Genomic DNA, 24,001 nt, shown 5'->3' with positions numbered 1-24,001 from the left:
AAGAGTTGAGAGCAGCAGAAGATCCTGAATTTGAAACTTTTTATACCAAAAACATCTTGCTCAATGAAGGTCTAAGAGCATGGATGGCAACACAAGACCAACCACAAGAAAACTTTGAATTCCCAGAGGAGGTTCTACCACGTGGTAACGCTCTCTAATCCTGGCACAGGCGCAGGTCGCGATATTGAGTCTACAGGATTTGCCTGGTGGGCTGGTAACGCTCGTTTAATCAATCTTTCAGGTAAGCTATTGGGCGCACACGTTGCTCACGCTGGACTGATCGTATTCTGGACTGGTGCAATGACTATTTTTGAAGTCGCCCACTATGTCCCCGAAAAGCCCATGTACGAACAGGGCATGATCTTAATTCCTCACCTAGCAACTTTAGGCTGGGGTGTAGGGCCTGGCGGTGAAGTAATTAATACTTATCCCTACTTTGTAGTTGGTGTTTTACACCTAATTTCATCCGCTGTCCTGGGTTTAGGTGGTATCTACCACGCACTTCGTGGCCCAGAGAAACTCGAAGAATATTCCAGTTTCTTTAGTCAAGACTGGAAAGACAAAAACCAAATGACTAATATTATTGGTTATCATCTTATCCTTCTTGGTTTAGGTGCATTTCTGCTAGTATTTAAAGCCATGTTCTATGGTGGTGTATACGATACCTGGGCTCCAGGTGGTGGTGATGTTCGTTTAATCACTAACCCTACGCTTAATCCTGCCACAATCTTTGGCTATCTAACTGCTGCGCCTTTTGGTGGCGAAGGTTGGATTATTGGGGTAGATAATATGGAAGACATTATCGGTGGTCATATTTGGGTCGGTTTGATCTGTATTTCTGGCGGTATTTTCCACATCTTAACCAAGCCTTTCGGTTGGGCGCGTCGCGCGTTGATTTGGAATGGTGAAGCTTACCTTTCCTACAGTATCGGTGCTGTGTCTTTGATGTCCTTCATCGCTTCTTGCTTTATCTGGTTTAACAATACTGCTTACCCCAGTGAGTTTTTTGGCCCGACTAATGCCGAAGCTTCTCAAGCACAAGCCTTTACTTTCTTAGCTCGTGACCAACAAATGGGTGCGAATATTGGTTCTTCTCAAGGCCCTACTGGTCTTGGTAAATACTTGATGCGCTCTCCTACTGGTGAGATCATTTTGGGTGGAGAAACCATGCGTTTTTGGGATTTCCGTGGCCCTTGGTTAGAGCCAATGCGTGGCCCTAACGGTATTGACCTCGACAAAGTTAGAAATGATATTCAGCCTTGGCAACTACGTCGTGCTGCTGAGTATATGACTCATGCTCCTAATGCTTCAATCAACTCTGTTGGTGGTATTATCACTGAGTCCAACTCTTTTAACTTCGTCAACATTCGCCAATGGTTGGCTTCATTCCAGTTCATTATGGCTTTCTTCTTCCTAATCGGTCATTTATGGCACGCTGGACGTGCTAGAGCTGCCGCTGGTGGATTTGAAAAAGGTATTGAACGCGAAACTGAACCATCACTATTTATGCCTGATTTGGACTAATAACTTTATACAGTTAATTAGTTCATCCAGCGTATAAGCAAATAAGTAAATAAGCCTCTGCCATCTGGTGGGGGCTTATTTATAGCCGTACAAAGTTAGATTAGGACATTAGGAGGTAGGAAATAGGAAATAGGAAGTAATATTTCAAAAATGTCCTAACATTTTTACGTATGGCTATATATTGTTGAGTGGCAAAATAGACGGGAATTAGGCAAAAAAAAGTAGAGCTTGTAAGATCTCTACCTAATTAAATAATTTAATTATGATTGATTGACTATGAAGAAGGTAGTAATTCTACTTTCTCTTTTTGAGGCACAATCGCCACTTTATTTTCTTCGTCGATATCAACCGTAGCGGTATCTCCCTCTCGCAGACGACCAGATAGAATCTCTTCGGCGAGAACATCCTCTAAAAGACGCATAATTGCTCGACGTAGAGGACGCGCACCGTAGGCGGGATTAAATCCTTCATCTACTAGACGTTCTTTAAACTTATCGCTAACTTCCAGGGTAATTTCTTTCTCAGTTAAGCGTTGGAACACTTCTTTGAGCAAGATTTCGCTGATTTCTTTGACTTCGTCTTTGTTTAGCTGACGGAAGACGATAATTTCATCAAGACGGTTAAGGAACTCTGGACGGAAGTAGCTTTTTAACTCTTCGTTAACTAAAGAGCGGATACGGTTGTATTTTGCTTCTGCTTGGTCATCAGCAAACTCAAAACCAAGACCGCCACCACCTTTTTCAATCACTTTAGAACCGATGTTAGAAGTCAAGATCAGCAGAGTATTTTTAAAGTCTACTGTTCTACCTTTGGCATCAGTTAAGCGACCATCTTCTAAGATCTGCAACAGCATATTGAAGATGTCGGGGTGAGCTTTCTCAATTTCATCGAATAATACTACTGTATAAGGACGACGACGTACTGCTTCAGTTAACTGGCCACCTTCGTTGTAGCCGACATATCCTGGAGGAGAACCAATCAGTTTTGAGACTGTATGGCGTTCCATGTATTCGGACATATCCAAGCGGATCATCGCATCTTCTGAACCAAAGAAGTAAGCTGCTAAGGCTTTGGTTAGCTCAGTTTTACCTACCCCAGTCGGGCCAGAAAAGATGAAACTAGCAATGGGACGGTTAGGATTTTTGAGACCAACTCTAGCTCGTCTGATCGCGCGAGAAGTGGCTTTAACCGCGTCTTCCTGTCCAATAATGCGCTGATGAAGGGTGTCCTCCATATGCATTAGTTTTTCCGACTCAGATTCAGTAATCTTGTTAACTGGCACTCCAGTCCAAGATGCCACGATGTGGGCGATTTCCTCGGCATCAACGTTGGCATTATCTTCGCCGTCGTCAGCTTCATTTTTCTTATTGGAAGCAATGGTGCGGATCTGCTCTTTGATTTCCATTTCGCGATCGCGCAATTCTCCAGCCTGGTCGAAATCTTGAGATCTGACAGCCTCGTCTTTTTGTTTGAGGATTTCCCTTAATTCCCTGTCTAGCTCTTTAGCTGCGGGAGGAAGTTGAGAATTAATCAAACGGACGCGAGAACCAGCTTCATCGATTAAATCGATCGCCTTATCGGGTAAAAAGCGATCGCTAATATAACGATCTGACAGCTTGGCTGCTGCTTCTAAGGCTTCGTCTAATATTTTTAGCTTATGGTGTTGTTCGTAACGCTCACGCAAACCGTAGAGAATTTCAATCGTTTCATCTACTGATGGTTCACCTACCTGAACAGGTTGGAAACGGCGTTCTAAGGCTGCATCTCGCTCGATGTGTTTGCGGTACTCATCTAAAGTGGTAGCACCGATACACTGCAATTCACCCCTAGCCAAAGCTGGCTTAAGAATATTGGCAGCATCGATCGCCCCTTCGGCAGCACCAGCACCAATCAGAGTATGTACCTCGTCGATTACCAGAATTACATTGCCAGCTTGGCGAATTTCATCCATGATTTTCTTGAGACGTTCCTCAAATTCACCACGGTATTTTGTCCCAGCTACCAATAGACCGATATCTAAAGTAACGACTCGCTTGTCTTCCAAAATATCAGGAATATCGCGATTGGCAATGCGTTGTGCCAAACCTTCAGCGATCGCCGTTTTACCAACCCCAGGTTCACCAATGAGAACAGGGTTATTCTTGGTACGACGACCCAGAATTTGAATGACTCGCTCAATTTCTTTTTGTCTACCCACCACAGGGTCGAGTTTTCCTTCCCCTGCCATCTGAGTTAGATTTGAGCCAAATTCATCCAGAGTAGGAGTTTTATTTCTACCTTGAGTACCGCCTGAACCAGCAGCCACTTCAGCAGTTTCCCCTAACATTCTAATTACTTGGGTGCGGACTTTGGACAAGTCTACGCCCAGGTTTTCGAGGACTCTTGCAGCAACTCCTTCCCCTTCTCTAATTAATCCTAAAAGAAGATGTTCAGTACCAATATAGTTATGACCTAATTGACGAGCTTCTTCTAGAGATAATTCCAGAACCCTTTTCGCTCTTGGGGTAAAGGGAATTTCTACTGCTACAAAACCAGAACCACGCCCGATGATTTTTTCAACTTCAATCCGAGCATCTTTTAGATTTACTCCCATTGATTTGAGAACCTTAGCGGCGACTCCCGTACCCTCTCCGATTAAACCCAAGAGAATCTGTTCAGTCCCTACGAAATTATGACCCAGACGGCGTGCTTCCTCCTGGGCTAACATAATCACTTTTATTGCCTTTTCTGTGAAGCGTTCAAACATGTCTTTTCCATCCACCTGCTATGCCCTTATTATTGGTGATTTTAGCACAGCCTTTTGGTTTCCTGACTCTACTAAAATGGAGGGGAAATACGGTAGGGAATTTAACAGAATTTAGTCTGCTTTAAGTAGTAAGAATTTTTACTTAGACGATCGCTTAAATGCTGTTGCCATTGAATGAGATTGGACTTAAAAGTATCTTGCTGAATGCCTTTGAGCCAAAGAACCAGAGCATCATCGCCTGTTGGTTGATAATAATTTTTTCTTTTCCCCGCAATTTGAAAACCATACTTTTGATAGAGATTGAGCGCAGCTAAATTGTATTCATTCACTTCTAAAGTTGCCCATTCTAGCTGACGAGCGATCGCATCTTTTAATAAAATAATTAACAGTAATTGCCCTAATCCTTGGTGACGATGCTCAGGATGAATAGCCAACAGGGTGATATGCGCCTCTTCGACAATTGACCACAAACAAGCCATGCCAATCATCTGCGTCTGCGCTTTTTCATGTAGTAGCTGCAAAATGATCAAGGTACTGCGATCGCTGTCAATTTCTCTTAAATATCCTTCCCTAGTCCACAAGCCTCCTAAACAAATCTGGTCTAAAGCTACTATTGCTGGAACTTCAGCAGGGGTCAGTAATTTTATAGCAATTTTTTTCACAGAATAGTCAATTAACTAATTAAATAATAGCTAAGTACTAATTAGCCTAAACCTAGCTAATTAATCGGAATTTTTGGAAACAGAGAGCTAAAAATAACCAAGTTTGGTAGAAGCTAATCTACTTTAAAGGCACTAGACAACTGTAGACTATTAAAATAAGTAATTATTTATAATTTCACTCATCAATTAACCAACATATCACTATGCTTTCGACCGATCGCAGTTTACCAAATACGGGACATCGTTACATTCCTCAAATCACTAGTCTCGAAATTCCTCCTTCACCCAATCAAGAGTTGATGCCTCTGACTGCTAAAGTCAATCGCCACAATCAGCTAGAAATTGGCGATTGTGAACTGCAACAGTTGGTTGAACAGTATGGTTCTCCTCTATATGTTTTAGATGAGTTTACCCTCAGAACGGCTTGCAGCCAGTATCGCGATAGTTTTGCTACCTACTATGGCGGAGAATCTTTGGTTATTTACGCCTCTAAAGCCTGGAGCTGTATGGCGGTATGTCGTATTATTGACAGTGAAGGTTTAGGTTTTGATGTCGTGTCAGGGGGAGAGCTATACACTACCCTCGAAGCTGGAGTAAGTAAAGACAAAATTTATTTTCACGGCAATAATAAGTCGGCTGCTGAACTGGAATTTGCGGTAGAAGCAGGCTGTACGATTATGGTTGATAACTGGTTAGAGTTAAAAACTTTAACGCAAATAGCTGCGGATAAAAGCGATGAGACCCCGCGTCGCCGAAAGGCGCGACACGAAGTTAGTCCTTTAGGGCAAGGGAATGCTCATCAAGAAAGTTCGCAACCAGTTCCTATTATGGTGCGTCTGACTCCAGGAATTGAGTGTCATACTCACGAATATATTCGCACAGGACATTTAGATAGTAAGTTCGGCTTCGATCCTAATCAACTAGAAGAAGTATTTACCTATCTCGCTCAACAGACAAGTATTAGCTGCATTGGTCTACATGCCCATATCGGTTCACAAATTTTTGAACGTCAACCACACCAAGATTTAGCAGGGGTATTAGTAGAGTGGCTGAAAAAAGCTCAGGGTTATGGCTTGCCTGTAACAACTCTTAACGTTGGTGGTGGCTTGGGTATTTGTTATACAGAATCAGACGATCCTCCAAGTATTTCAGAATGGGTCAAGGCAGTCAGTCAAGCAGTAGAAAAAGCCTGTAGTGAAGCGGATTTACCCTTGCCTAGACTAATTGCAGAACCTGGCAGATCTTTAATTGGTTCAGCTTGTGTCACAGCATACACCGTTGGCAGTCGCAAAGAAATTCCCAATTTTCATACTTATGTGGCGGTAGATGGGGGAATGTCGGATAATCCTCGTCCAATTACCTACCAGTCTGTATATCGCGCTGTAATTGCTAACCGTATGTCTGAGCCTCTAACCGAAGAAGTTACAGTAGCAGGAAAACATTGCGAATCTGGAGATGTGGTAATTAAGCAAGCGACCTTACCAAAAACCGAACCAGGAGATATATTAGTAGTCCTGGATACGGGGGCGTACAATTACAGCATGGCGTCAAACTATAATCGTATCGGTAGACCAGCAGCAGTGGTAGTTTGTGAAGGAGAAGCCAATTTAATCATTGAGCGTGAAACCTATCATAATCTAATCGAACGCGATCGCCTGCCCGAGAGACTGGTAAAACGTCAATAAATTTAGTATAAAAGCCAGCCTACTATCATAGTGGCTGGTTGACCAGATTCCTTATTGTCATTCAGTATCTTGATCCAGGTTTGTCTCAATACCTTAATCACTCATAGCCGAGCAACTAAAATAATGTCATTGTCGGGTTTGGTTCCTGACTTAAACCAGATTTTTCCTCAGTTGCCAGATTTAATTAACATCATCGATTTGGGCTTAGTCTTAATCCTAAGTTATGCCCTGCTGTTAATTATTGGCGAAGGAGAACGTCGTAGCCTATGGATGGTCAGGGGTTTTATTGTCTTAATGTTGGCAACTGTAGTCAGTGGACAATTAAAGCTACAGTTACTTAAGTTTTTACTGGAAAAATTAGTGCTAGGTTCGGCTGTTGCTATGGCAGTCATTTTTCAGTCCCAATTTCGCCGTCTACTGGAGCAAATTGGGCGAGGTGAAGTCTTAAAACTATTTCAAGGATCTGGTCGACCAAAAACTCAGCCTGATAGCGTGATCGATCGCATTGTTGAGGCGGTAAAAGAACTATCGCAAAACCGTACAGGGGCGCTGATCTTAATGGAAACCACTGGATCTTTAGAAGACGAAGATTATGTTTCTGTGGGGGTTATTTTAAATGCAGAGGTTTCTAAGGAACTGCTACAAACTATTTTTCAGACTACTACCTTGCTACACGATGGCGCAGTAGTCATCAGTGGCTCAAGAATTTTGGCAGCAGCAGCAATTTTGCCTCTTTCAGAGCGTACCGCCTCCCGCCAGTTAGGAACTCGTCATCGTGCAGCAATGGGAATTACGGAACGAGTAGAGAAATGTCTATGTATCGTCGTCTCGGAAGAAACAGGCTCAATTTCTCTAGCGGAAAGAGGAACGTTAAATAGACCCCTAACCAGTAGTAAACTAAAAGAGCTATTACGAGAAAGATTTGCCCCAATAGCTGAAGGAGATGCCGTGCGTCTTAGTCGCAAAATTGGATTTCAAGGAAAGGTTTTGCTAGAGCGCGTTTTGCGTTTCTGGCCCTCTAATTCTCGCAAAAAGCATTAATCATTTATTAATTGAGCGTAAATTTTAAGTCGATTAATTCGCCGATTAATTTAAAAGATTTAATGCTTAGTGGTCGATGTTAAATGTTCAGTGTCAAACAATGAGCGTAGAGTCAGTCATTTTGCAGCAGTTACCTATGGATTTGAGTAAAGACCGTCTCCCACAGCACGTAGCGGTGATTATGGATGGGAATGGTCGTTGGGCTAAAAACCAGGGCAAACCCCGAATCATTGGTCATCAGAAGGGTGTAGATGCGCTTAAAGATTTATTACGCTGTTGTAAAGATTGGGGTATTCCTGCTCTAACTGCCTACGCCTTTTCGACGGAGAATTGGGGTAGACCTCACGGTGAAGTCCAGTTTCTCATGACCCTATTTGAACGGGTATTGCGACGAGAATTGCAGGAAATGAAGGCCGAAAATGTCCGAATTCGCTTTGTCGGCAATTTACTAGATTTACCCGCTTCCCTGCGCGAAGAAATCGATCGCTCGATGGAAGATACCAAAAATAATCAGGGCATTCAGTTTACTGTAGCGACTAACTACGGTGGTAGACATGAAATTATTCAGGCTTGTCAAGCGATCGCCTTGAAAGTAGAACATGGGTACTTAAAACCTGCTCAAATCAACGAAGAATTATTTGAACAACATTTATACACTCAAGGCATTCCTCACCCTGACTTGTTGATTCGGACTAGCGGTGAGATGCGCATTAGCAATTTCTTGCTCTGGCAAATGGCCTATGCTGAAATCTACGTTACTCCAACCCTCTGGCCAGATTTTGATCGTCAAGAGTTTCATCAAGCTCTAGCTACCTATCAAAAACGCGATCGCCGTTTTGGTAAAGTTAAATGATTACTGGTTAGTGATCGCAGTAAATATGCTATGCTAGTAAGTGATTCGGACTCATGCAGTATTAACGCCCGAACCTTGTCAGGGTCGGAAGACAGCAGCAATAAGGGATGCTTAACACAGGCGTGATATCCGAATCATCTGATATTTAGTTAGATCAACTCGTTTCCAGGTCTAATTTAAATTAAGCTTTTAACAACCTGGCGCTTTTATTAATTACCGTGGGCATAAATAGCGGAATTCAAAAGTTTTTAATTTTTAACTGTCTATTCCTTGGTTTAATTAGCAGTTGCGTTCCAGAAGCAGATCGCCAATCTCCCCAAGCAGAAATAATCATATCTGCTGCTACCAGTATGCAAAATGCACTGGAAGAAATCAAAGTTCTCTACCAGCAAAAACATCCTCAAGCAAAAATAGTTTTTAACTTTGGTTCATCTGGTTCTTTGCAACATCAAATAGAACAGGGTGCAGCCGTAGATCTGTTTATTTCCGCTGCTCCACAGCAGATGAACCATCTAGCTAGCAAGAAATTACTTCTGAGCCAAACTCGTCATGATTTAGCCCAGAATAAAATGGTTTTGATCGTGCCGAGAAATAATCAATCGATAGATAGCTTTGCTGATTTAGCCGAGGAGTCAGTAGAGCAGATTGCTTTGGGAGAACCGACTACTGTTCCTGCGGGACAATATGCTCAAGAAATTTTAACCAGCCTAGATCTAATTGATGAAGTCAAGCCAAAGGCTATATATGGCACAGATGTTCGCCAGGTTTTTAACTATGTTGCTACAGGTAATACTGAAGCGGGGATAGTGTACCGTACAGAAGCTTTAGACAATAAGCAGGTGAAAATAGTCGCTATTGCCCCAGAGAATACCTATTCTCCAATAGTTTATCCCGTGGCAATTATCAAACAGAGCAAAAATATTCAAGCTGCTAAACAAGTCCTACAATTTCTCTTGACAAAGGAAGCTCAAGCTATTTTTCAACGTAATGGTTTTACGCCATTAGATAGGAAGTAGGAAGTAGGAAGTAGGAAATAGGAAGAGAGAATAGATTAGACACTATCGGTAATGCTACTAAAGTGAAAATTGTTTACTTTACAGCCAGGAATGACGCTACCACTTAAGCGTTTGGCTTGACTTAGGGCAACTACGTTGTTGAGCATTTCAGGTAAAGACTGGTTAAAACGCAGGTTTTTAATGGGATGAGATATCTTGCCATTTTCAATTAGAAAAGTCCCGTCTCTGGTCATACCTGTGACTTCTAAAGTGCGGGGATTAACATAACGAACATACCAAGCGCGACTAACTAAAATACCTCGTTCGGTGCTGGCAATTAAATCAGCAACACTGTTAGCTGCACCTGTCATAACTATGGGATACATTCCCCCTGTTGGCTCTTGATTCTGTTCTTTTGCCCAATAGCGACTATAGGAAAGAGTCTGGGGAATACCATGTTTAATAATCTCTAGTGGTTGATTACTCAAGCCGTTGCCAAAGAATCTGTCACTCTGTAATAGAGGATGAGCAGGATTGCGCTGTACTTCGACAATGGGGTTAAATAATTGTTCGCCAACTTTGTTACCCGCCTTGCCAGAATCATCACTGCGGGACATAAAAGAGCGTCCTTCATCGGCTGCACGGGCATCTAAATTCCAAATAACCCAAGGCAATAAACTAGCAAAGGCAGCGGGTTCAAAAATGACAGTATAGTCTCCAGGTTCAACTATTTGCGGATTACGCGAAGCGATCGCTCTTTGAATTACTTGCTCTGTTAATTCGATAATGGGTAACTGGTCGATACTCCAAGCGGTGCAACGATTCCAGCTAGAACCATCGTCAATCCGAGCGGTAAAGCTAAAGTCGGCTTCAGTAGTGCGATCGCAACCGCGTAAACCAGCAGAATTGCCAATAGCATCAAGGGCTACTTTAAAACTTAGGGTTCCCGATCCATTTACTCCTGCATCCTTGCTTAAATCACATACCTGCTGAATAATTTCGCCTTGCTTGAGGGGAGAGAGGCTAGCAGTAGCTTGGTCAAAGGCTGGGGTGCGATCGCTGTAGGTTTGTGGCGGTAATAATTCGACCCATTCTGGATCTTCGGGGGCAATTCGCGCCAGATCTTCTGCACGTCTTAAAGTTTGGGCGATCGCTTCACGATCTAGTTCTGTAGTAGAGGCAGAGGCGCTTCGTTGACCAAAATAGCTAGTGACGGTAAGGCTAAAAGTATGCTTACGCACATTTTGACTAATCTGATTTTCCGAAAAACGACTAAGAGCGGTTTCACGGACACTAAGACTGATAAATACTCCATCGGCTTGAGATTGGGAAATCGCAAAATCAATTAAAGCAAGAGCTTCTTTTTGTGTAAGAAATGTATTAGAAGTGGCTAAAGTCATATTTAACTAACAATTGAAGAGTAAAAGGTTAGGATCTTTGAGCGATCGAGCCTAAGATAAAATTACATAGTAGCAATCTGGTAGTGATAATATTAGTTTCTGGTGACTAAAAATAAATTATTATGGCTGAAACTTTAATGTTTAACGCTTTGAGAGAAGCGACAGACGAAGAAATGGCAAGGGATAAGACTGTCTTCGTCTTAGGTGAAGATGTCGGACATTACGGTGGTTCATATAAAGTCACCAAGGATCTGCACAAAAAATATGGCGATTTACGTCTGCTGGATACTCCTATTGCGGAAAATAGCTTTTGTGGGATGGCTGTAGGGGCTGCTATGACTGGTTTGCGCCCTATAATTGAAGGGATGAATATGGGTTTTTTGCTCTTGGCATTTAACCAGATTGCTAACAATGCAGGAATGTTGCGCTATACCTCTGGTGGTAACTTCAAAATTCCCATGGTAATTCGTGGCCCTGGTGGGGTAGGCAGACAACTGGGTGCAGAACACTCTCAACGGTTGGAAGCTTATTTTCATGCTGTACCTGGATTAAAGATTGTTGCTTGTTCTACCGCTTATAACGCTAAGGGTTTGCTCAAGGCAGCAATTCGAGATGAGAATCCTGTCCTGTTTTTTGAACACGTTCTGCTTTACAATCTCAAAGATGATTTACCCGATGATGAATACGTTCTCCCTTTAGATAAGGCAGAAATGGTTAGAGAAGGCAAAGATGTAACCATTTTGACCTACTCACGGATGCGCCATCACTGTACTCAGGCGGTTAAAGAGATCGAAAAGCAGGGTTACGATCCTGAAATCATCGATCTGATTTCCCTCAAGCCTTTTGACATGGAAACGATTAGTAAGTCCGTGCGCAAGACTCACAAGGTAATTATTGTGGAAGAGTGCATGAAAACTGGTGGCATTGGTGCAGAACTGGTGGCGTTGATTAGCGAACAGTTATTTGATGAATTAGACGCGCCTGTCTTGCGTTTATCGTCTCAAGACATTCCTACTCCCTATAACGGTAAATTAGAGAATTTAACCATTGTTCAGCCAGCGCAAATTGCGGAAGCGGTACAAAAAATGATGAACGACCAGATTTAGGGAAATTGGGGTCTTGGGGATTTGGGGTCTTGGGGTCTTGGGGCAATAATTATCTCCTCATCTCCCTATTTCCCTAACTCCCTAACTCCCTAACTCCCTAACTCCCTAACTCCCTAACTCCCCAAATAAATCTTTGTCACTCGTTACCAGTTTCAAGGATCGATAAAATCTGCTGCATTAGCAGGAATCATGGTTAACTTGCCACAATCTTTGGGGTCGATCGCTGCTTTGACGCTGTAGTCATATTTTATTTCTGGGTGGAAATATGAACTATAGAAAAAAGCGTTAGCAATGGAAGCAAAAGGAACAGCATTAGGTCTAACGATCGCATGGCGGGCAATTAGACAAGTGCGCTGATTCGGAATCATTTGCTCTACCAATTCTGCTTTGATGTTGTTTTTTAAATAACGTTCTAAGGTTCTAAAATCTGGTTTAAGGTAATAATTATCGATTTTCACCCAGACGATCGCCATAAATAGTAGATAAACTAACCCTAAATATTTAACCTGCAACCAGCTCTTACCCTGATTTTGCAACCCAGATACTAGGGACAAATTTAAGGATACTAGGGTAATCATCCAGAACATGAAATAGCGCAATTCATGAGACTGAGGGAAGTTAGCAGGAATTAAAGATACTAATAGAATAGTGGCTAAAGCAGCGATCGCATTACGGGATTTTTGCTCAGTTGATTTTCTATTTAGTAATTGTTCTCTAATAGTTAAACCCAGCAACAATAGCAGATTAAATACTACATAAGCACCAAAGAAACCCCCCCCTCGATCCATATATTTCTCGTTACCACCATTCCATTGATCGGTTGACCACTTAGGAGTATTAATTTCTAAGATAGATTGCAGCCATTTTTGCGGACGATTCCCTTCACTATAAGTATCAGGAGTAAGTTTGTGATTGAGAACAATACCCGCCACTTGAATCTCGATCGGGTAAAAAGGATTGCCGTATAGCGCCACGTTTTTAATCGGTGTGGCAAAAATAAGTATAGAAGCGATCGCCGTTAACAGTACAGTCTGCCATAACCGACGTTGAGCTGAAGCAGTGTATTTAAAATAGAGCCATACCAGCCTAATTCCTGCTACCCAGAAAAGAACAAAGATTAAAGGCTGTAGCTGTGGTTTCGTATTTGCCGCCATCGCTGCACCCAAAAAGGCAAATAGCAGTTCTGGCTTACTGGGTAACTGAGACTGGCTAAAAAACCTGTAGATCATCATCATCAGTACCGCGACACCGATGTTGCCAGGGAGATCGACAAAACTAGTGCTAGCGTGAGTTAGAACCGCAGGAATCGCGAAAATGGCAATGGTAGAGAGGTAAAGTGGAACTTGGAAAAAGCTTCTTAGGGTCAGAAAATAAATAATTAAACTCAAGTATCCAACTAAATTAGCAGCCTGAACTCTGCCTGATAACTTCCACAATAGACCTTGAAAAAAATGCGTTAATAACGGAAAACCAGCATAGCGATACTCTACTATATTTTCCGAACTAAAAGATTCGACTGGTACAATGCCCCAAATTCTGGCAGCAAAAGGTAGATGATACCAACCCACATCATAATTAGTATCAATATCAATAAATGCCTTGAGAAATATTAATGTAGCGATCGTTAAAGCGATCGCACTGAGAATTATTTCTAATACTCGCTTTTGGTTTTTCTGCACTTAAAATTATGTGTAATTAACTATTACATCAGGATTTTTAAATATTATGGCAAAATAATGTTAAGATGTGACGTTAATCTTATTTCATTTCAGTTTTTATCCCAATGTAATTAATTTATTACTTTTTAATTACTTTCATCTTTGGGTACAGCAAACAAATGAACTCTACGGTCTATTTTTTGTTGTAAATCGAATGGTTGAGGTTCTTCTCCATCGTCCCATTGCACCCAAGTTTGATAAGATTCAATATTTATAAGCTCAAAGATTTCTTTGACGGAGGTATTATATCGAGATAGTATTTCTGTATGAATTTCAATTTCTAGTTTGGGAAGAGTTTTGAGAATTTCTGTTGCTCCTTTTAACACTTCACTTTCATATCCTTCGACATCTATTTTGATAAATGTGGGTAATGTTGATTGTGTTTGAGCATAATCATCTAAAGCAATGATCTCTACTTCATTAGTTCCATAAATAAAGTTTTTCAACCACCCCAAAGAAACTATTTTGGATGGAGTCACAGATGAATTCGATTTATTAAAGATTTTTTGCTGGCTTTTTTGACTTCCCAGTCCTTTTTGTTCGAGAATCACATTATTAATATTGTTTAGCTCAATATTTTTTTTCGCGATCGCAGCATTGTGATTATTGATTTCAAAAGTAACAATTTTGCCTTCTGTTCCTACCCACCTTGATAACAGCATGGCGGTTAAACCATGATGAGTTCCGCATTCAAATACTATATCTCCTGGTTTGATCAGTTGCTGAATAAACTTGAATTCTGGATTTAGTAGTTCTACTTGATTTTTCGGCGAGGAATCATACCATTGTTGTCCTTCTGAATCACCAATGACAAAATCAAAAGATACATCTTCAAATTGCTTTTTAATGATGTATTCGTTAATTTTTTGTTGTCTAATTGCTTGAGTTATTTTTTTGACGTTGTTCTCTAATTGCAGGTTAAAAATTTGAGTCACAATAATTACCAATAAGCTTGCTTTAGATATTTTAAACTAAATCAACTCAAATGAAGCGTTTGATCGCATTCAAGCAAAATTGATGTTAATTATATAGGGTTATTAATGATTTTCTCAATCTCTATCTATTTCTGGAAATAAAGCGGAATAATCTTGCGATCGCCACAGGATTCGGGTTTTAAAGCGGCTTGAATTGAGTAATCATAGTTTTTTTCAGGATGGAAATAAGAACTGTAGGCAAACACATATTTCAAAGCGACAATCGGCTCTCTTTTGACATTTTTGCCGATATGTTTACTGATCAAACAAACTCGATCGTTAGGTTGGATTTTACTCAAAAATTGTTGCTTAACCCCAAAATTGACGTACTGCTCCTCTGTTATTAAGGATGGTTTGACATAGAAACCTTGAGTCTTGACCAAAACAATCGTGAGAAAAATAGCGTAGATCAAACCCATATATTTAGGCTGTAACCATTTCCCCAATAGCCGAAGGTTTTTAGGCAAAGCAACGAGATAAAGATTGAGAGATACCAGAGAAATCATCCAGTACATAAAGTATCTCAACTCGTGGGATTGAGGAAAGTTGAGAGGGGGTAAAGACATAGCGATCGCTGTTAAGACAGCAAACTTAGCCGATTGAGAGCGATCGCTTTTGGGCAAAGATTTATTCTGGATTAATTCTCGCAGGAAAAATCCCAGCAACAGCAGGAAATTAAAGACTACATATGCGCCAAAGAAACCACCCCGACGATTACGCAGCAGATCGTCACTCCACTGATCGGGAGTCCATGTCAGAGGGGTATTAATATCTAATACTGATTTAAGCCAATTGAGCTGACGATTACCCTCTTCGTAGGCTTCGGGACTAAGTTTGTGATTGAGTACTATTCCCGCTACTTGAACTTTGATTGGATATAGAGGATTACCGTATAAAACAGTATTTTTAATCGGGCTGGCATAAATAATCACGCTGGCTAATAAAGCAACTGGCACTATTTTAGTTAGCTTTTGCACGGTTACTTGATGTCGCCACAGCCAACATAATCTAATCCCAGCGGCAATTAAGATGACAAATACCAAAGGTTGTAGCTGTGTTTTAGTATTGACAGCGATCGCTGCTCCCAAAAAAGCCATAAACAGTTCGCTCTTGGTTGGTAACTCCTGGCTTTGATAAAAGCGATAGCTCATCATGACTAGGATTGATACGCCAATATTTCCGAGTAAATCGACAAAGCTGGTACTAGCATGGGTGAGAACTAAGGGAATCGAAAATAGAGCGATTGCCGAAAGGTAAAGAGGAACTTGAAAGAATTTCCTGAGAAAGAATAAATAACCAATAACTGAGAGGAAGCTGACTAGGTTAGTTGATTGCATCCTCCCTGTAATTCGCCAGAAAAAACCTTGGAGAAAGTGCGCGAGCAAAGGAAAGCCATCAAAGCGCGGTTCAAACCATTTCTCGTCCCCGATAAACATTGATTTGGGTAGAATCCCCCAAATTCTGCCAGCAAAAGGGAGATGATACCAGCCAGGATCGTAGTTGTTATCGACATCTAAAACTGCCTTCAGAAATATCGCGACGATCAAGACAACAGCACTTACAGCTAAAACGGTTTCTATTGTCAGTGGGCGCTGTTTCGATCGTTCTTTGGTAGCAAGATTCAACATTGATAAACAATAACTATTAAATATCTAGTAATTAATTTTGTTTGGAGGAGAATAAGGCGAATCGGTCAATCAACGAGACTACAGCAAACACCGCGAGAATAATGACCACCGCGACTATGTAGAGAAAGCGCTGCATGAGAGAAAACTGCACGGCGACTTCACCTGGGACATTAGACAATTCCAGTAAGCCAATCCAGCTAAACTCCATAAATCCTAAGTTAGCGGGGGTAAAGCTGAGTAACATGGCTAATTGGACAATTGGCGTGACAAAGACAACTGCCCACAGCTTAATTTTGAAACCACCAGCGATCGCAATGAAAATTCCGCGAATCGTCCACACTCCATAGCGAACAACTGAAATCCAATATAAATAAAGAGTAAAGTCTTTGCCTAAGATCGAGTCATTACTACTACCTATTTCTAGTTGTGAGTTGCGATTTTTACCTGACTTTAACTGCTTGAGCCAAGTTAAGGTTTTAATTAACCAAGAGATTAAACGACGATGCCATTTATTAATAATAAAATGGGTGGCAATAATGGTCGCAATCCACATAAAAACCGCTACCGATGAAGAAACATACCCTAATACATAAAGTATTGAAGCAGGAAACAGCAGTAGAGGAATCAGCATATTAAAAAATTGATCGTAAATGATTGATAAAAAACCCCGCGAAAAAGAACTTATTTTATGCGCCCGCAGAGCAAAATTCTGCACCATAACCATGCCTACATATTGGGGCATAAACTGCATGGTTAACGAACCTAACGTTGTATAAAATAAATAAAATTTTAACGGTTGTTGATTATTAGGAGTTAGTTTTTGAGTAACCAGCGCCCACTTGTAGGCGGTAAAAAATGTATGAATAATTAAGCTACTAATAGCTAATCCTGCCAGTAGAGGATTTAAGCTATAAAAAGTAGCCACAATTTCTGCTAAGTCAACCTCAGTAAAACGTAAAATTAGCCAGACTAAGAAAAATCCTAAAGCCAGAGATAAAACACTAGAGATAATATTCTTTTTATTCAGCATTTCCTCTTTTACGTTAAATATTTATTATTAAGAATCAAATTAATTTCTCCAGAAAACTAAGATTATGCTCTTAACCCATTACCCATTACCCGTTACCCATTACCTATTATTTAATCAGTCAGACAAAGTATCATACCCCCACTTGGACAGCAAATCTAGCTGGAGTAACTCGGAAATCTTAGCTACTTCTGGTTGATACTGTTGCATTAACTGGAGTTTGATTTCTTCTGGTATTTTTGCTTTTGGTGCTTGATGCCAGAGCAGTTTTTCGACCACATTATCTCGCACAAACTCATTAAATTCTTGAGAAAGTAAGTTTTTAGAAATACTTTTAGCCAGAGGATTATTAATTAAATTATTAATAGCTTTAAACTTAACTTCTTTATTGACGTTAATCGCTGAATATTCAGGAGTAAAGTTAGGTTCGACTCCCAAAAATTCTAAAATCTCGCGAAAAATACGCTCGTTTGCTGATTTAAATTCTTCAAAGATAATCACTTTAATTTGCTCTGGTTTAAAGCGATCGCAATAACGTTTGACCTGCTGATAATACTGTACCCGTTGAGAGTAATATAAATAGCTGGGGCTGGTAACTCTAGGACTTAGAGCTTCTTCTTGTTTGCGCTTTGTTTCTAACGCTAAGGCTGTGAGAAAATCTGGCTCATTTTCTTCCGTAAACTTAACGTAGTGGCTATGAAGAGAATAGAGAAACTTAGCTGGTTCTCGTAATACTATAATGATTTTGGCATCAGGATTGAAATTGTAAATTTTTTCTGCTGCTACTTGAGAATAAAGATAATTAGTCGAAGATTCTCCAGCAACTTTAATGTTTTTTGCCTTGCTAAATAACTGGAGATAAGCCGACTCACTTCTAAAGTCATAAAAACGCTGTTTGCCATAGGCGCGATCGCTTTCTAAATGAAAATCAGCACAAAAAAAATGTGGTTCTTTGATGCTCGACATATATATTTCAGGATGTTGTCCCAAAAATTGATGCAAAGCGGTTGTTCCTGTTTTTGGTTGCCCGACGATAAATAAATTAGGCTTCATAAAGATTACGACTTAATACCTTGGCATAAGCTTATAGCTCATGACTAATAACTTCTAAAATAACTTCAAACTTATCCCTGTTATCCCTGTGTTTGTATTTTTGCTTTTAAACGAGCAGAAATACGCTCTTGAATTCGCGAATCTTGCCAATATCTCCACCAACCAGTAGGCCCAAGCAAAACAAAATCTAGAGCTAGTTGCAATAAATTCGTCGATTCGCCATGAACCATTGCTGCTAGGGTTGTATTAACCTCCGTGGAAAAAAAAGCCACCTTGCTAACTTCTCGACTAGATTTCAGGGAAAGGTGTTTATCCACCACTGAGCGCATCTGTTGGCGAAATTCGGCGACGCTGGAACTACGACGAATTGTCTGAGAATCACCATGTACTCTAAAAGCTGCTAGAGGCTTGGGAATATAACAGGTATCTCCTAAAGCAGCTAACTTGAGCCAAAAGTCCCAATCGGCGGTGTACCATAGTCGATCATTTAAACCCCCTATTTCGATGGCAGCAGTGCGTTTAAATACAGGTGAGGGTATAGCTACGAAGTTCTGCACCAAGAGCTTTTCGATCATGTCATCGGCAGAGATAATTCTCCGTCTGCTTGCCAAAGGACAACTCCATAAACCCAGAGGCTTACCCTGTTCGTCAATAAATATAGAGTCGTGGAGATATAAACTAGCTTGGGGATAAGCTGCGATCGCTTTTTTGATCTGCTCTAATCTTCCTTCTAGCCACAAATCATCCTGATGTAAGAAACAGGCATATTCCCCAGTCGCCTCCATTAAAGCATGATTTGTATTGACAACCCAGTTACCAGCTCTTGCTTTAGTAATTAACTTGATTCTCAATCGGTCTTGAAAGCTTTCGACGATGGCCAGAGTATGATCGGTCGAGCCATCATCAATTACCACACATTCAAGCCGCTCGTCTTGCTGCACCACCACAGAGTTTAAAGCTGCGGTTAAATACTTACTACCGTTGTAGGTCGGTATTATGACCGATAACCAAGGTTGCTGACTCATCGTTTTAGACCCAAAATACTGAGGAAGAAGCTAGAAAAGATTGCTTGAATACCCAATGCCAGACAGGTAACACCAGGAATCACAATCGGCATAGTCTCGGTGGGATTGAGCGAGCCATAATCATGTTGCCCCCAGATACCAAAGGCATAAACTGAGGCTGCCATGCCAATCGCTAACAGAACTGTTCCCGCAATCAAGCCTGTCTCTAAGTTAAGATAGTCAAACAGTTTGTTTAAACGTCTATCTTCTGGTAGTAAGCCTTCGCTGATACCAAACACTTTAGTAAATAGAGCAAACGTCACAATCTGAAAGCCAATTGTCATTGCGGTTGAGGAGTACAGTAAACTGTGTACTTTAGGGCTGGGCAAGAGGGATAGAGTTGCCAGAAAACCAGCGAGAATCAAAAATATCCCAGGGTAGAAAAATAGCCAACGGGGACTATACATCAATAAGAAACGTAAGTGTCTCCAACCATCACGCCACGTATTGAGGTGAGGAGGACGACTGCGACCATCAGGAGATAAGGTTGTGGGTACTTCAGTAATCTGCATTTTGTGTAGGGTAGCTTTGACCACCATCTCACTCGCAAATTCCATGCCAGTAGTCTGCAATGACAAATTAGCGATCGCATCCTTGCGAAAGCCTCGTAATCCACAGTGAAAATCATTACAGGGGCTACCGAATAGCAGTTTACCAATACCTGTCAGTACGGGATTACCTAAATAGCGATGGAGGAAAGGCATTGCTCCAGATTCGATTCCACCTCGGAAACGATTCCCCATCACCAAATCATAACCATTGCGTAACTTGACCAAGAAAGGATTGAGGTTACTAAAGTCATAACTATCATCCGCATCGCCCATGATGATATATTGCCCACGCGCGGCAGCAATCCCACCTTTGAGCGCACTACCGTACCCCTTGGCAGGAACATCGATTACTCTAGCGTTTAGTCTTCTAGCTATTTCTTGAGAACCATCATTACTACCGTTGTCGGCAATAATTACTTCTCCTGCCAGATCGTTCTCAGCAATAAACCACTGAGCTTTGCGGATGCAAGTTTCTAAAGTCTCTGCTTCATTTAGGCAAGGCATGATGATTGATACTTCCATCGCACTTGTCTGTTCTGTGCGCTCAAAACTTCCACTTACTGGTGTTTCTCTAGCCCTGATGTTGCCCAACATAGTTAATCCTCTCTTGATGATTACTCAAAGGTCTTAGACCTGGTTTTACGGTTATTTGCTTACAGATACTCTCTGGTTCAATGCGCTTGAATTAATAGCTAAACTGAAAAAAATAAAATATGAGATAACTAGCAACTTAGTTGAAGCAATGAACTCTAATACCTATTGACCCAACTTTGTATTCAGTAAGCTTCACAGCAATAAGCTTTGGCTTTCTTACAATCTTTTTTACAATTTCGTGGTTATTTTTAACTACATAAAAACAGCCAGCGTAATCGATTTCTTCACTTTTTGACCAGCCTGTAAGCATGATTTTTAACAACCATGAATTTTGCTTGGACGATATTGTTTTCAATAAAAATAAGTTGGAAATAGACAAGAAGAAAATACTTCAATAGTAATTAAGCTTATTTAAATAAAGTAACTAATTTGTGTAAAAGTCTGGTGAACGAAAACCTGTTTAAGAGTAGAGTGTTGGCAGGTAAACAAGTTATTTAAAATAATTATCAACAAATATAGTGCTGAACTAGCCAAAAAGCTATGATACTGAAGAGTAGCATCATAATCTCAGCTTTCTTTAGAAGCTAGTTTTTATTCCCAGGCAACTCATGCAAAAAACAATAACTTATCTGCTGATCGTCACGATCGCCAGTTTAACTTTGGTCTCCTCAGTAGTGCATCTTCTGACTGAGTCTTGGTGGTTTGAGACAGTGGGGTTGACGACGGTTTTTTGGCAGCGAATTACTTGGCAGGTGAGCATTTGGCTGGCTACATTTGCGCTCTATGGTGCTTTTTTGGGTCTTAACTACTGGTTAGCGTTGCGTCTGACGGGCGATCGCCGTTTTCGCTTTCTCGAATCGAGCGAATTTGAGCCATATACCCATAAAATTGCCAATTATCTCATCGCTATAATCATTTTTTTCACTGCTCTAAACGTAGCTAATCTGAGTGCAGCAGCCTGGGAATTATTTCCGCGATTTATTAACGCCACTGAGTTCAAACAAATTGACCCGATTTATCAACAAGATTTGGGCTTTTATATCTTTCAGTTACCTTTATTAGATAGCATCGAAAATTGGTGGCTAACTCTTTTAATTGCTGGATTAGTTTTGTCAGTCTTAGTGTATGTCTTTAAAGGTATTTTGCGTTTTGATTGGCAGTGGAAAAGTCTAGTAATTGAACAGCAATGGCAAAAATTCATTACCAAACCCATAAAAGTCCACCTTAGTTTGCTACTAGCGGCGATCGCTCTCGATATTGCCGTAGATTTTTGGTTGGAACGTTACGAACTGCTCTATTCTTCTCAGGGAGTAGTTTGGGGGGCAGACTATACCGATACCCATGCTCGTCTTTTTGCCTTCTGGGTGATGATTTTCGCTTCCATCTTGCTGGGAATCTGGCTAATTGTTGCTACCTGGTCAAATAGTTTGCTGCGTCCTGTTTATGGCATTGGCGTTTATGCCTTAATTCTGGTGCTAGTCAATGGAACTTATCCCGTGTTGCAGCAGCGTTTTATCGTCGAACCCAACGAGCTAACTAAAGAAACTCCCTATATTAAACACAACATTAAGTTTACGCGACAGGCTTACGATTTAGCCAAAATCAATAATCAAGACTATCAACTGGCTTCCTCAGCCAATGCTAATGCCGATGTCTTAACCGAAAATAAAGCTACGATCGACAACATTCGTCTTTGGGATGAGCTGCCACTGTTGAGTACTTATCGACAGCTACAAGAAATCCGCTTTTACTATCGGTTTAATGATATTGATGTCGATCGCTATACCCTCAACGGTGATTATCGTCAGGTAATGCTGTCTGCCAGAGAATTCGACTATACTCAAGTCCCCTCCTCGGCAAAAACTTGGGTCAATCAAAGACTTAAATATACTCATGGCTATGGCCTAGTCATGAATCCTGTAAACGAGGTAACAGCCGATGGTTTACCCGTACTGTTTGTCAAAAATATTCCCCCCGTATCCCAAACCGACTTAAAGATTACAGAACCAGGAATTTATTACGGTGAGTTAACCACAGACTATGTTTACACAGGGATGGATACCTATGAGTTCGACTATCCACGTGGTGATGAAAACGCTTTTACCAAATACGATGGCTTAGGAGGAGTCCCTTTAAACAACTGGTGGCGCAGATTAGCCTATGCCTATGAACAGGGTAGCCTGAAAATTTTGATTTCTAACTACTTTACCCCCAATTCCCGCATCCATTACTATCGGCAAGTTAGCGATCGCGTGCATCATGCTGCGCCTTTTCTCAAATACGACAACGATCCCTATTTAGTAGTGGTTGACGGCAGACTAAAATGGATTATTGATGCCTATACTACCAGCGATCGCTATCCCTATGCTGAAGCTGTGGCACACGAACAAGAAACCGAATTAATTACCGATCAGCGGACTAACTATATTCGTAACCCCGTCAAAGTGGTAATAGATGCCAAGGATGGCACAATGCAGTTCTATGTAGTGGATGAAAACGAGCCGATTTTAGCAACTTACCGCAAGATGTTTCCTCAATTGTTTCAAAGTACCGCCAGCATTCCGCCAGCAATTCAGGCTCACTTTCGCTACCCCCAAGATTTATTTGAAATTCAAGCCAAAATGTACTTAAGCTATCACGTAGAAGATCCTCAAGTATTCTACAACCGCGAAGACGATTGGCGATTTGCTACTGAACTTGAAGGCGATCGACAGCAACAGGTTGAACCCGATTATTTAATTATGAAGCTGCCAGGGTCAAACGTCGGCGAATTTGTCTTGATTCTGCCCTTTACTCCCGTTAATCGCGATAACATGATAGCCTGGATGGCTGCTCGTTCAGACGGTAACAATTACGGCAAACTAAGCCTCTATGAATTTCCCAAACAAGAGCTAGTTTATGGCCCATTTCAAATCGAAGCCAGAATCGATCAAGATCCAGAAATAGCCGAACAAATAACTCTTTGGAGTCAACGAGGTTCAAGGGTAATTCGCGGTGACATCCTAGTGATTCCCCTTGACGGTTCTTTGCTGTATGTCCAACCCCTCTATTTAAGCGCCGAACAGGGAGAATTGCCCGAACTTACTCGCGTGATCGTGGCTTATGACAAAGAAATAGTCATGACTCCCAGCCTAGAGCAATCCTTAGCTCAGGTATTCGATCGAGTTCCCCCTGGATTAATCGACTCCAATATTCCAGCAATTGATTCTACCTCTGGAGAATCGGCATTACAGATCTATCAGCAAGCGCAAGAGGCTTTGCAAAAAGGAGACTGGGTAAACTATGGTCGTTATCAACAGCAGTTGCAAGATATTTTGCGTGAATTAAATTAGCGTTTCCCTCGCCCATAGCTAAAAGAGAAGTTACTCAAGCAATTATTC

Annotated in this window: 18 protein-coding genes and 1 other RNA gene; 9 read left to right on the top strand and 10 right to left on the bottom strand. The window is 41.1% G+C overall.

The features are described 5' to 3' along the window. Both KME09_12150 and psbC read left to right on the top strand, forming a co-directional pair. A partial coding sequence (locus KME09_12150) for a photosystem II D2 protein (photosystem q(a) protein) (protein ID MBW4534677.1) occupies positions 1-158 on the top strand: 158 nt, incomplete at its 5' end. Then, positions 142-1,524, top strand: coding sequence for a photosystem II reaction center protein CP43 (psbC, locus tag KME09_12145; GenBank protein ID MBW4534676.1), 1,383 nt, complete (start codon positions 142-144; stop codon positions 1,522-1,524). The genes KME09_12150 and psbC, both read left to right, overlap by 17 nt. 274 nt (positions 1,525-1,798) lie before the next feature. Here psbC and KME09_12140 read toward each other — a convergent pair whose 3' ends face one another. Both KME09_12140 and rimI read right to left on the bottom strand, forming a co-directional pair. Next, positions 1,799-4,270: an ATP-dependent Clp protease ATP-binding subunit gene (locus KME09_12140; protein MBW4534675.1), complete on the bottom strand. Its 2,472-nt coding sequence runs from the start codon at positions 4,268-4,270 to the stop codon at positions 1,799-1,801. Positions 4,271-4,371: 101 nt separating this feature from the next. After that, entirely contained in the window at positions 4,372-4,932 is a 561-nt protein-coding gene (gene rimI, locus KME09_12135) for a ribosomal protein S18-alanine N-acetyltransferase (GenBank protein MBW4534674.1), read from the bottom strand. A gap of 203 nt (positions 4,933-5,135) precedes the next feature. Here rimI and lysA point away from each other — a divergent pair, with 203 nt between their 5' ends. The 5 genes from lysA (at position 5,136) to modA (ending at position 9,527) form a co-directional block, all read left to right on the top strand. Then, complete coding sequence (gene lysA / locus KME09_12130; GenBank protein ID MBW4534673.1) at positions 5,136-6,617, top strand: diaminopimelate decarboxylase; 1,482 nt, start codon at positions 5,136-5,138, stop codon at positions 6,615-6,617. Between the two features lie 123 nt (positions 6,618-6,740). Then, a complete protein-coding gene (gene cdaA, locus KME09_12125; GenBank protein ID MBW4534672.1) occupies positions 6,741-7,658 on the top strand; it encodes a diadenylate cyclase CdaA in 918 nt (305 codons plus the stop codon). 100 nt (positions 7,659-7,758) lie between these two features. Further along, positions 7,759-8,511: a di-trans,poly-cis-decaprenylcistransferase gene (gene uppS, locus KME09_12120; GenBank protein MBW4534671.1), complete on the top strand. Its 753-nt coding sequence runs from the start codon at positions 7,759-7,761 to the stop codon at positions 8,509-8,511. Positions 8,512-8,553: 42 nt separating this feature from the next. After that, positions 8,554-8,650: signal recognition particle sRNA small type (gene ffs, locus KME09_12115), an RNA gene on the top strand. Positions 8,651-8,723: 73 nt separating this feature from the next. Beyond that, positions 8,724-9,527: a molybdate ABC transporter substrate-binding protein gene (gene modA, locus KME09_12110; GenBank protein MBW4534670.1), complete on the top strand. Its 804-nt coding sequence runs from the start codon at positions 8,724-8,726 to the stop codon at positions 9,525-9,527. Positions 9,528-9,562: 35 nt separating this feature from the next. Here modA and KME09_12105 read toward each other — a convergent pair whose 3' ends face one another. Beyond that, a complete protein-coding gene (locus KME09_12105) occupies positions 9,563-10,906 on the bottom strand; it encodes a TldD/PmbA family protein (protein ID MBW4534669.1) in 1,344 nt (447 codons plus the stop codon). Positions 10,907-11,028: 122 nt separating this feature from the next. Here KME09_12105 and KME09_12100 point away from each other — a divergent pair, with 122 nt between their 5' ends. Continuing rightward, the gene (locus KME09_12100) at positions 11,029-12,012 is read left to right on the top strand and encodes an alpha-ketoacid dehydrogenase subunit beta (GenBank protein ID MBW4534668.1); all 984 of its coding nucleotides are present in this window, start codon (positions 11,029-11,031) and stop codon (positions 12,010-12,012) included. 152 nt (positions 12,013-12,164) lie between these two features. Here the strand turns inward: KME09_12100 and KME09_12095 are convergent, their stop codons facing one another. From KME09_12095 to KME09_12065, 7 genes are all read right to left on the bottom strand, one after another. Next, positions 12,165-13,691 (bottom strand): hypothetical protein, encoded by a 1,527-nt coding sequence (locus tag KME09_12095; GenBank protein ID MBW4534667.1) that lies wholly within the window; start codon positions 13,689-13,691, stop codon positions 12,165-12,167. A 125-nt stretch (positions 13,692-13,816) separates the two neighbouring features. Beyond that, positions 13,817-14,665: an FkbM family methyltransferase gene (locus KME09_12090; GenBank protein ID MBW4534666.1), complete on the bottom strand. Its 849-nt coding sequence runs from the start codon at positions 14,663-14,665 to the stop codon at positions 13,817-13,819. A gap of 125 nt (positions 14,666-14,790) precedes the next feature. After that, the gene (locus KME09_12085; protein ID MBW4534665.1) at positions 14,791-16,332 is read right to left on the bottom strand and encodes a hypothetical protein; all 1,542 of its coding nucleotides are present in this window, start codon (positions 16,330-16,332) and stop codon (positions 14,791-14,793) included. A 31-nt stretch (positions 16,333-16,363) separates the two neighbouring features. Beyond that, the gene (locus KME09_12080) at positions 16,364-17,362 is read right to left on the bottom strand and encodes a flippase-like domain-containing protein (protein MBW4534664.1); all 999 of its coding nucleotides are present in this window, start codon (positions 17,360-17,362) and stop codon (positions 16,364-16,366) included. A 114-nt stretch (positions 17,363-17,476) separates the two neighbouring features. Next, positions 17,477-18,412: a sulfotransferase gene (locus KME09_12075; GenBank protein MBW4534663.1), complete on the bottom strand. Its 936-nt coding sequence runs from the start codon at positions 18,410-18,412 to the stop codon at positions 17,477-17,479. A gap of 80 nt (positions 18,413-18,492) precedes the next feature. After that, complete coding sequence (locus KME09_12070) at positions 18,493-19,437, bottom strand: glycosyltransferase (protein MBW4534662.1); 945 nt, start codon at positions 19,435-19,437, stop codon at positions 18,493-18,495. After that, positions 19,434-20,621: a glycosyltransferase family 2 protein gene (locus KME09_12065; protein ID MBW4534661.1), complete on the bottom strand. Its 1,188-nt coding sequence runs from the start codon at positions 20,619-20,621 to the stop codon at positions 19,434-19,436. Before KME09_12065 ends, KME09_12070 begins: the two co-directional genes overlap by 4 nt. Positions 20,622-21,229: 608 nt before the next feature. Here KME09_12065 and KME09_12060 point away from each other — a divergent pair. Then, a complete protein-coding gene (locus KME09_12060) occupies positions 21,230-23,953 on the top strand; it encodes a UPF0182 family protein (protein MBW4534660.1) in 2,724 nt (907 codons plus the stop codon). The last annotated feature ends 48 nt before the right edge of the window (positions 23,954-24,001 follow it).

Source organism: Pleurocapsa minor HA4230-MV1, assembly GCA_019359095.1.
In the GTDB taxonomy this organism is placed as follows: domain Bacteria; phylum Cyanobacteriota; class Cyanobacteriia; order Cyanobacteriales; family Xenococcaceae; genus Waterburya; species Waterburya minor.
The sequence above is the reverse complement of the archived record's forward strand: the minus strand, read 5'-3'. Positions and strand labels throughout refer to the sequence as shown.

Excerpts from the sequence above, each read along its gene's own strand:
- KME09_12140 (MBW4534675.1), bottom strand. The coding sequence starts at position 4,270 with ATGTTTGAACGCTTCACAGAAAAGGCAATAAAAGTGATTATGTTAGCC.
- lysA (MBW4534673.1), top strand. The coding sequence starts at position 5,136 with ATGCTTTCGACCGATCGCAGTTTACCAAATACGGGACATCGTTACATT.
- cdaA (MBW4534672.1), top strand. The coding sequence starts at position 6,741 with ATGTCATTGTCGGGTTTGGTTCCTGACTTAAACCAGATTTTTCCTCAG.
- uppS (MBW4534671.1), top strand. The coding sequence starts at position 7,759 with ATGAGCGTAGAGTCAGTCATTTTGCAGCAGTTACCTATGGATTTGAGT.
- KME09_12105 (MBW4534669.1), bottom strand. The coding sequence starts at position 10,906 with ATGACTTTAGCCACTTCTAATACATTTCTTACACAAAAAGAAGCTCTT.
- KME09_12100 (MBW4534668.1), top strand. The coding sequence starts at position 11,029 with ATGGCTGAAACTTTAATGTTTAACGCTTTGAGAGAAGCGACAGACGAA.
- KME09_12085 (MBW4534665.1), bottom strand. The coding sequence starts at position 16,332 with ATGTTGAATCTTGCTACCAAAGAACGATCGAAACAGCGCCCACTGACA.
- KME09_12080 (MBW4534664.1), bottom strand. The coding sequence starts at position 17,362 with ATGCTGAATAAAAAGAATATTATCTCTAGTGTTTTATCTCTGGCTTTA.
- KME09_12075 (MBW4534663.1), bottom strand. The coding sequence starts at position 18,412 with ATGAAGCCTAATTTATTTATCGTCGGGCAACCAAAAACAGGAACAACC.
- KME09_12070 (MBW4534662.1), bottom strand. The coding sequence starts at position 19,437 with ATGAGTCAGCAACCTTGGTTATCGGTCATAATACCGACCTACAACGGT.
- KME09_12065 (MBW4534661.1), bottom strand. The coding sequence starts at position 20,621 with ATGTTGGGCAACATCAGGGCTAGAGAAACACCAGTAAGTGGAAGTTTT.
- KME09_12060 (MBW4534660.1), top strand. The coding sequence starts at position 21,230 with ATGCAAAAAACAATAACTTATCTGCTGATCGTCACGATCGCCAGTTTA.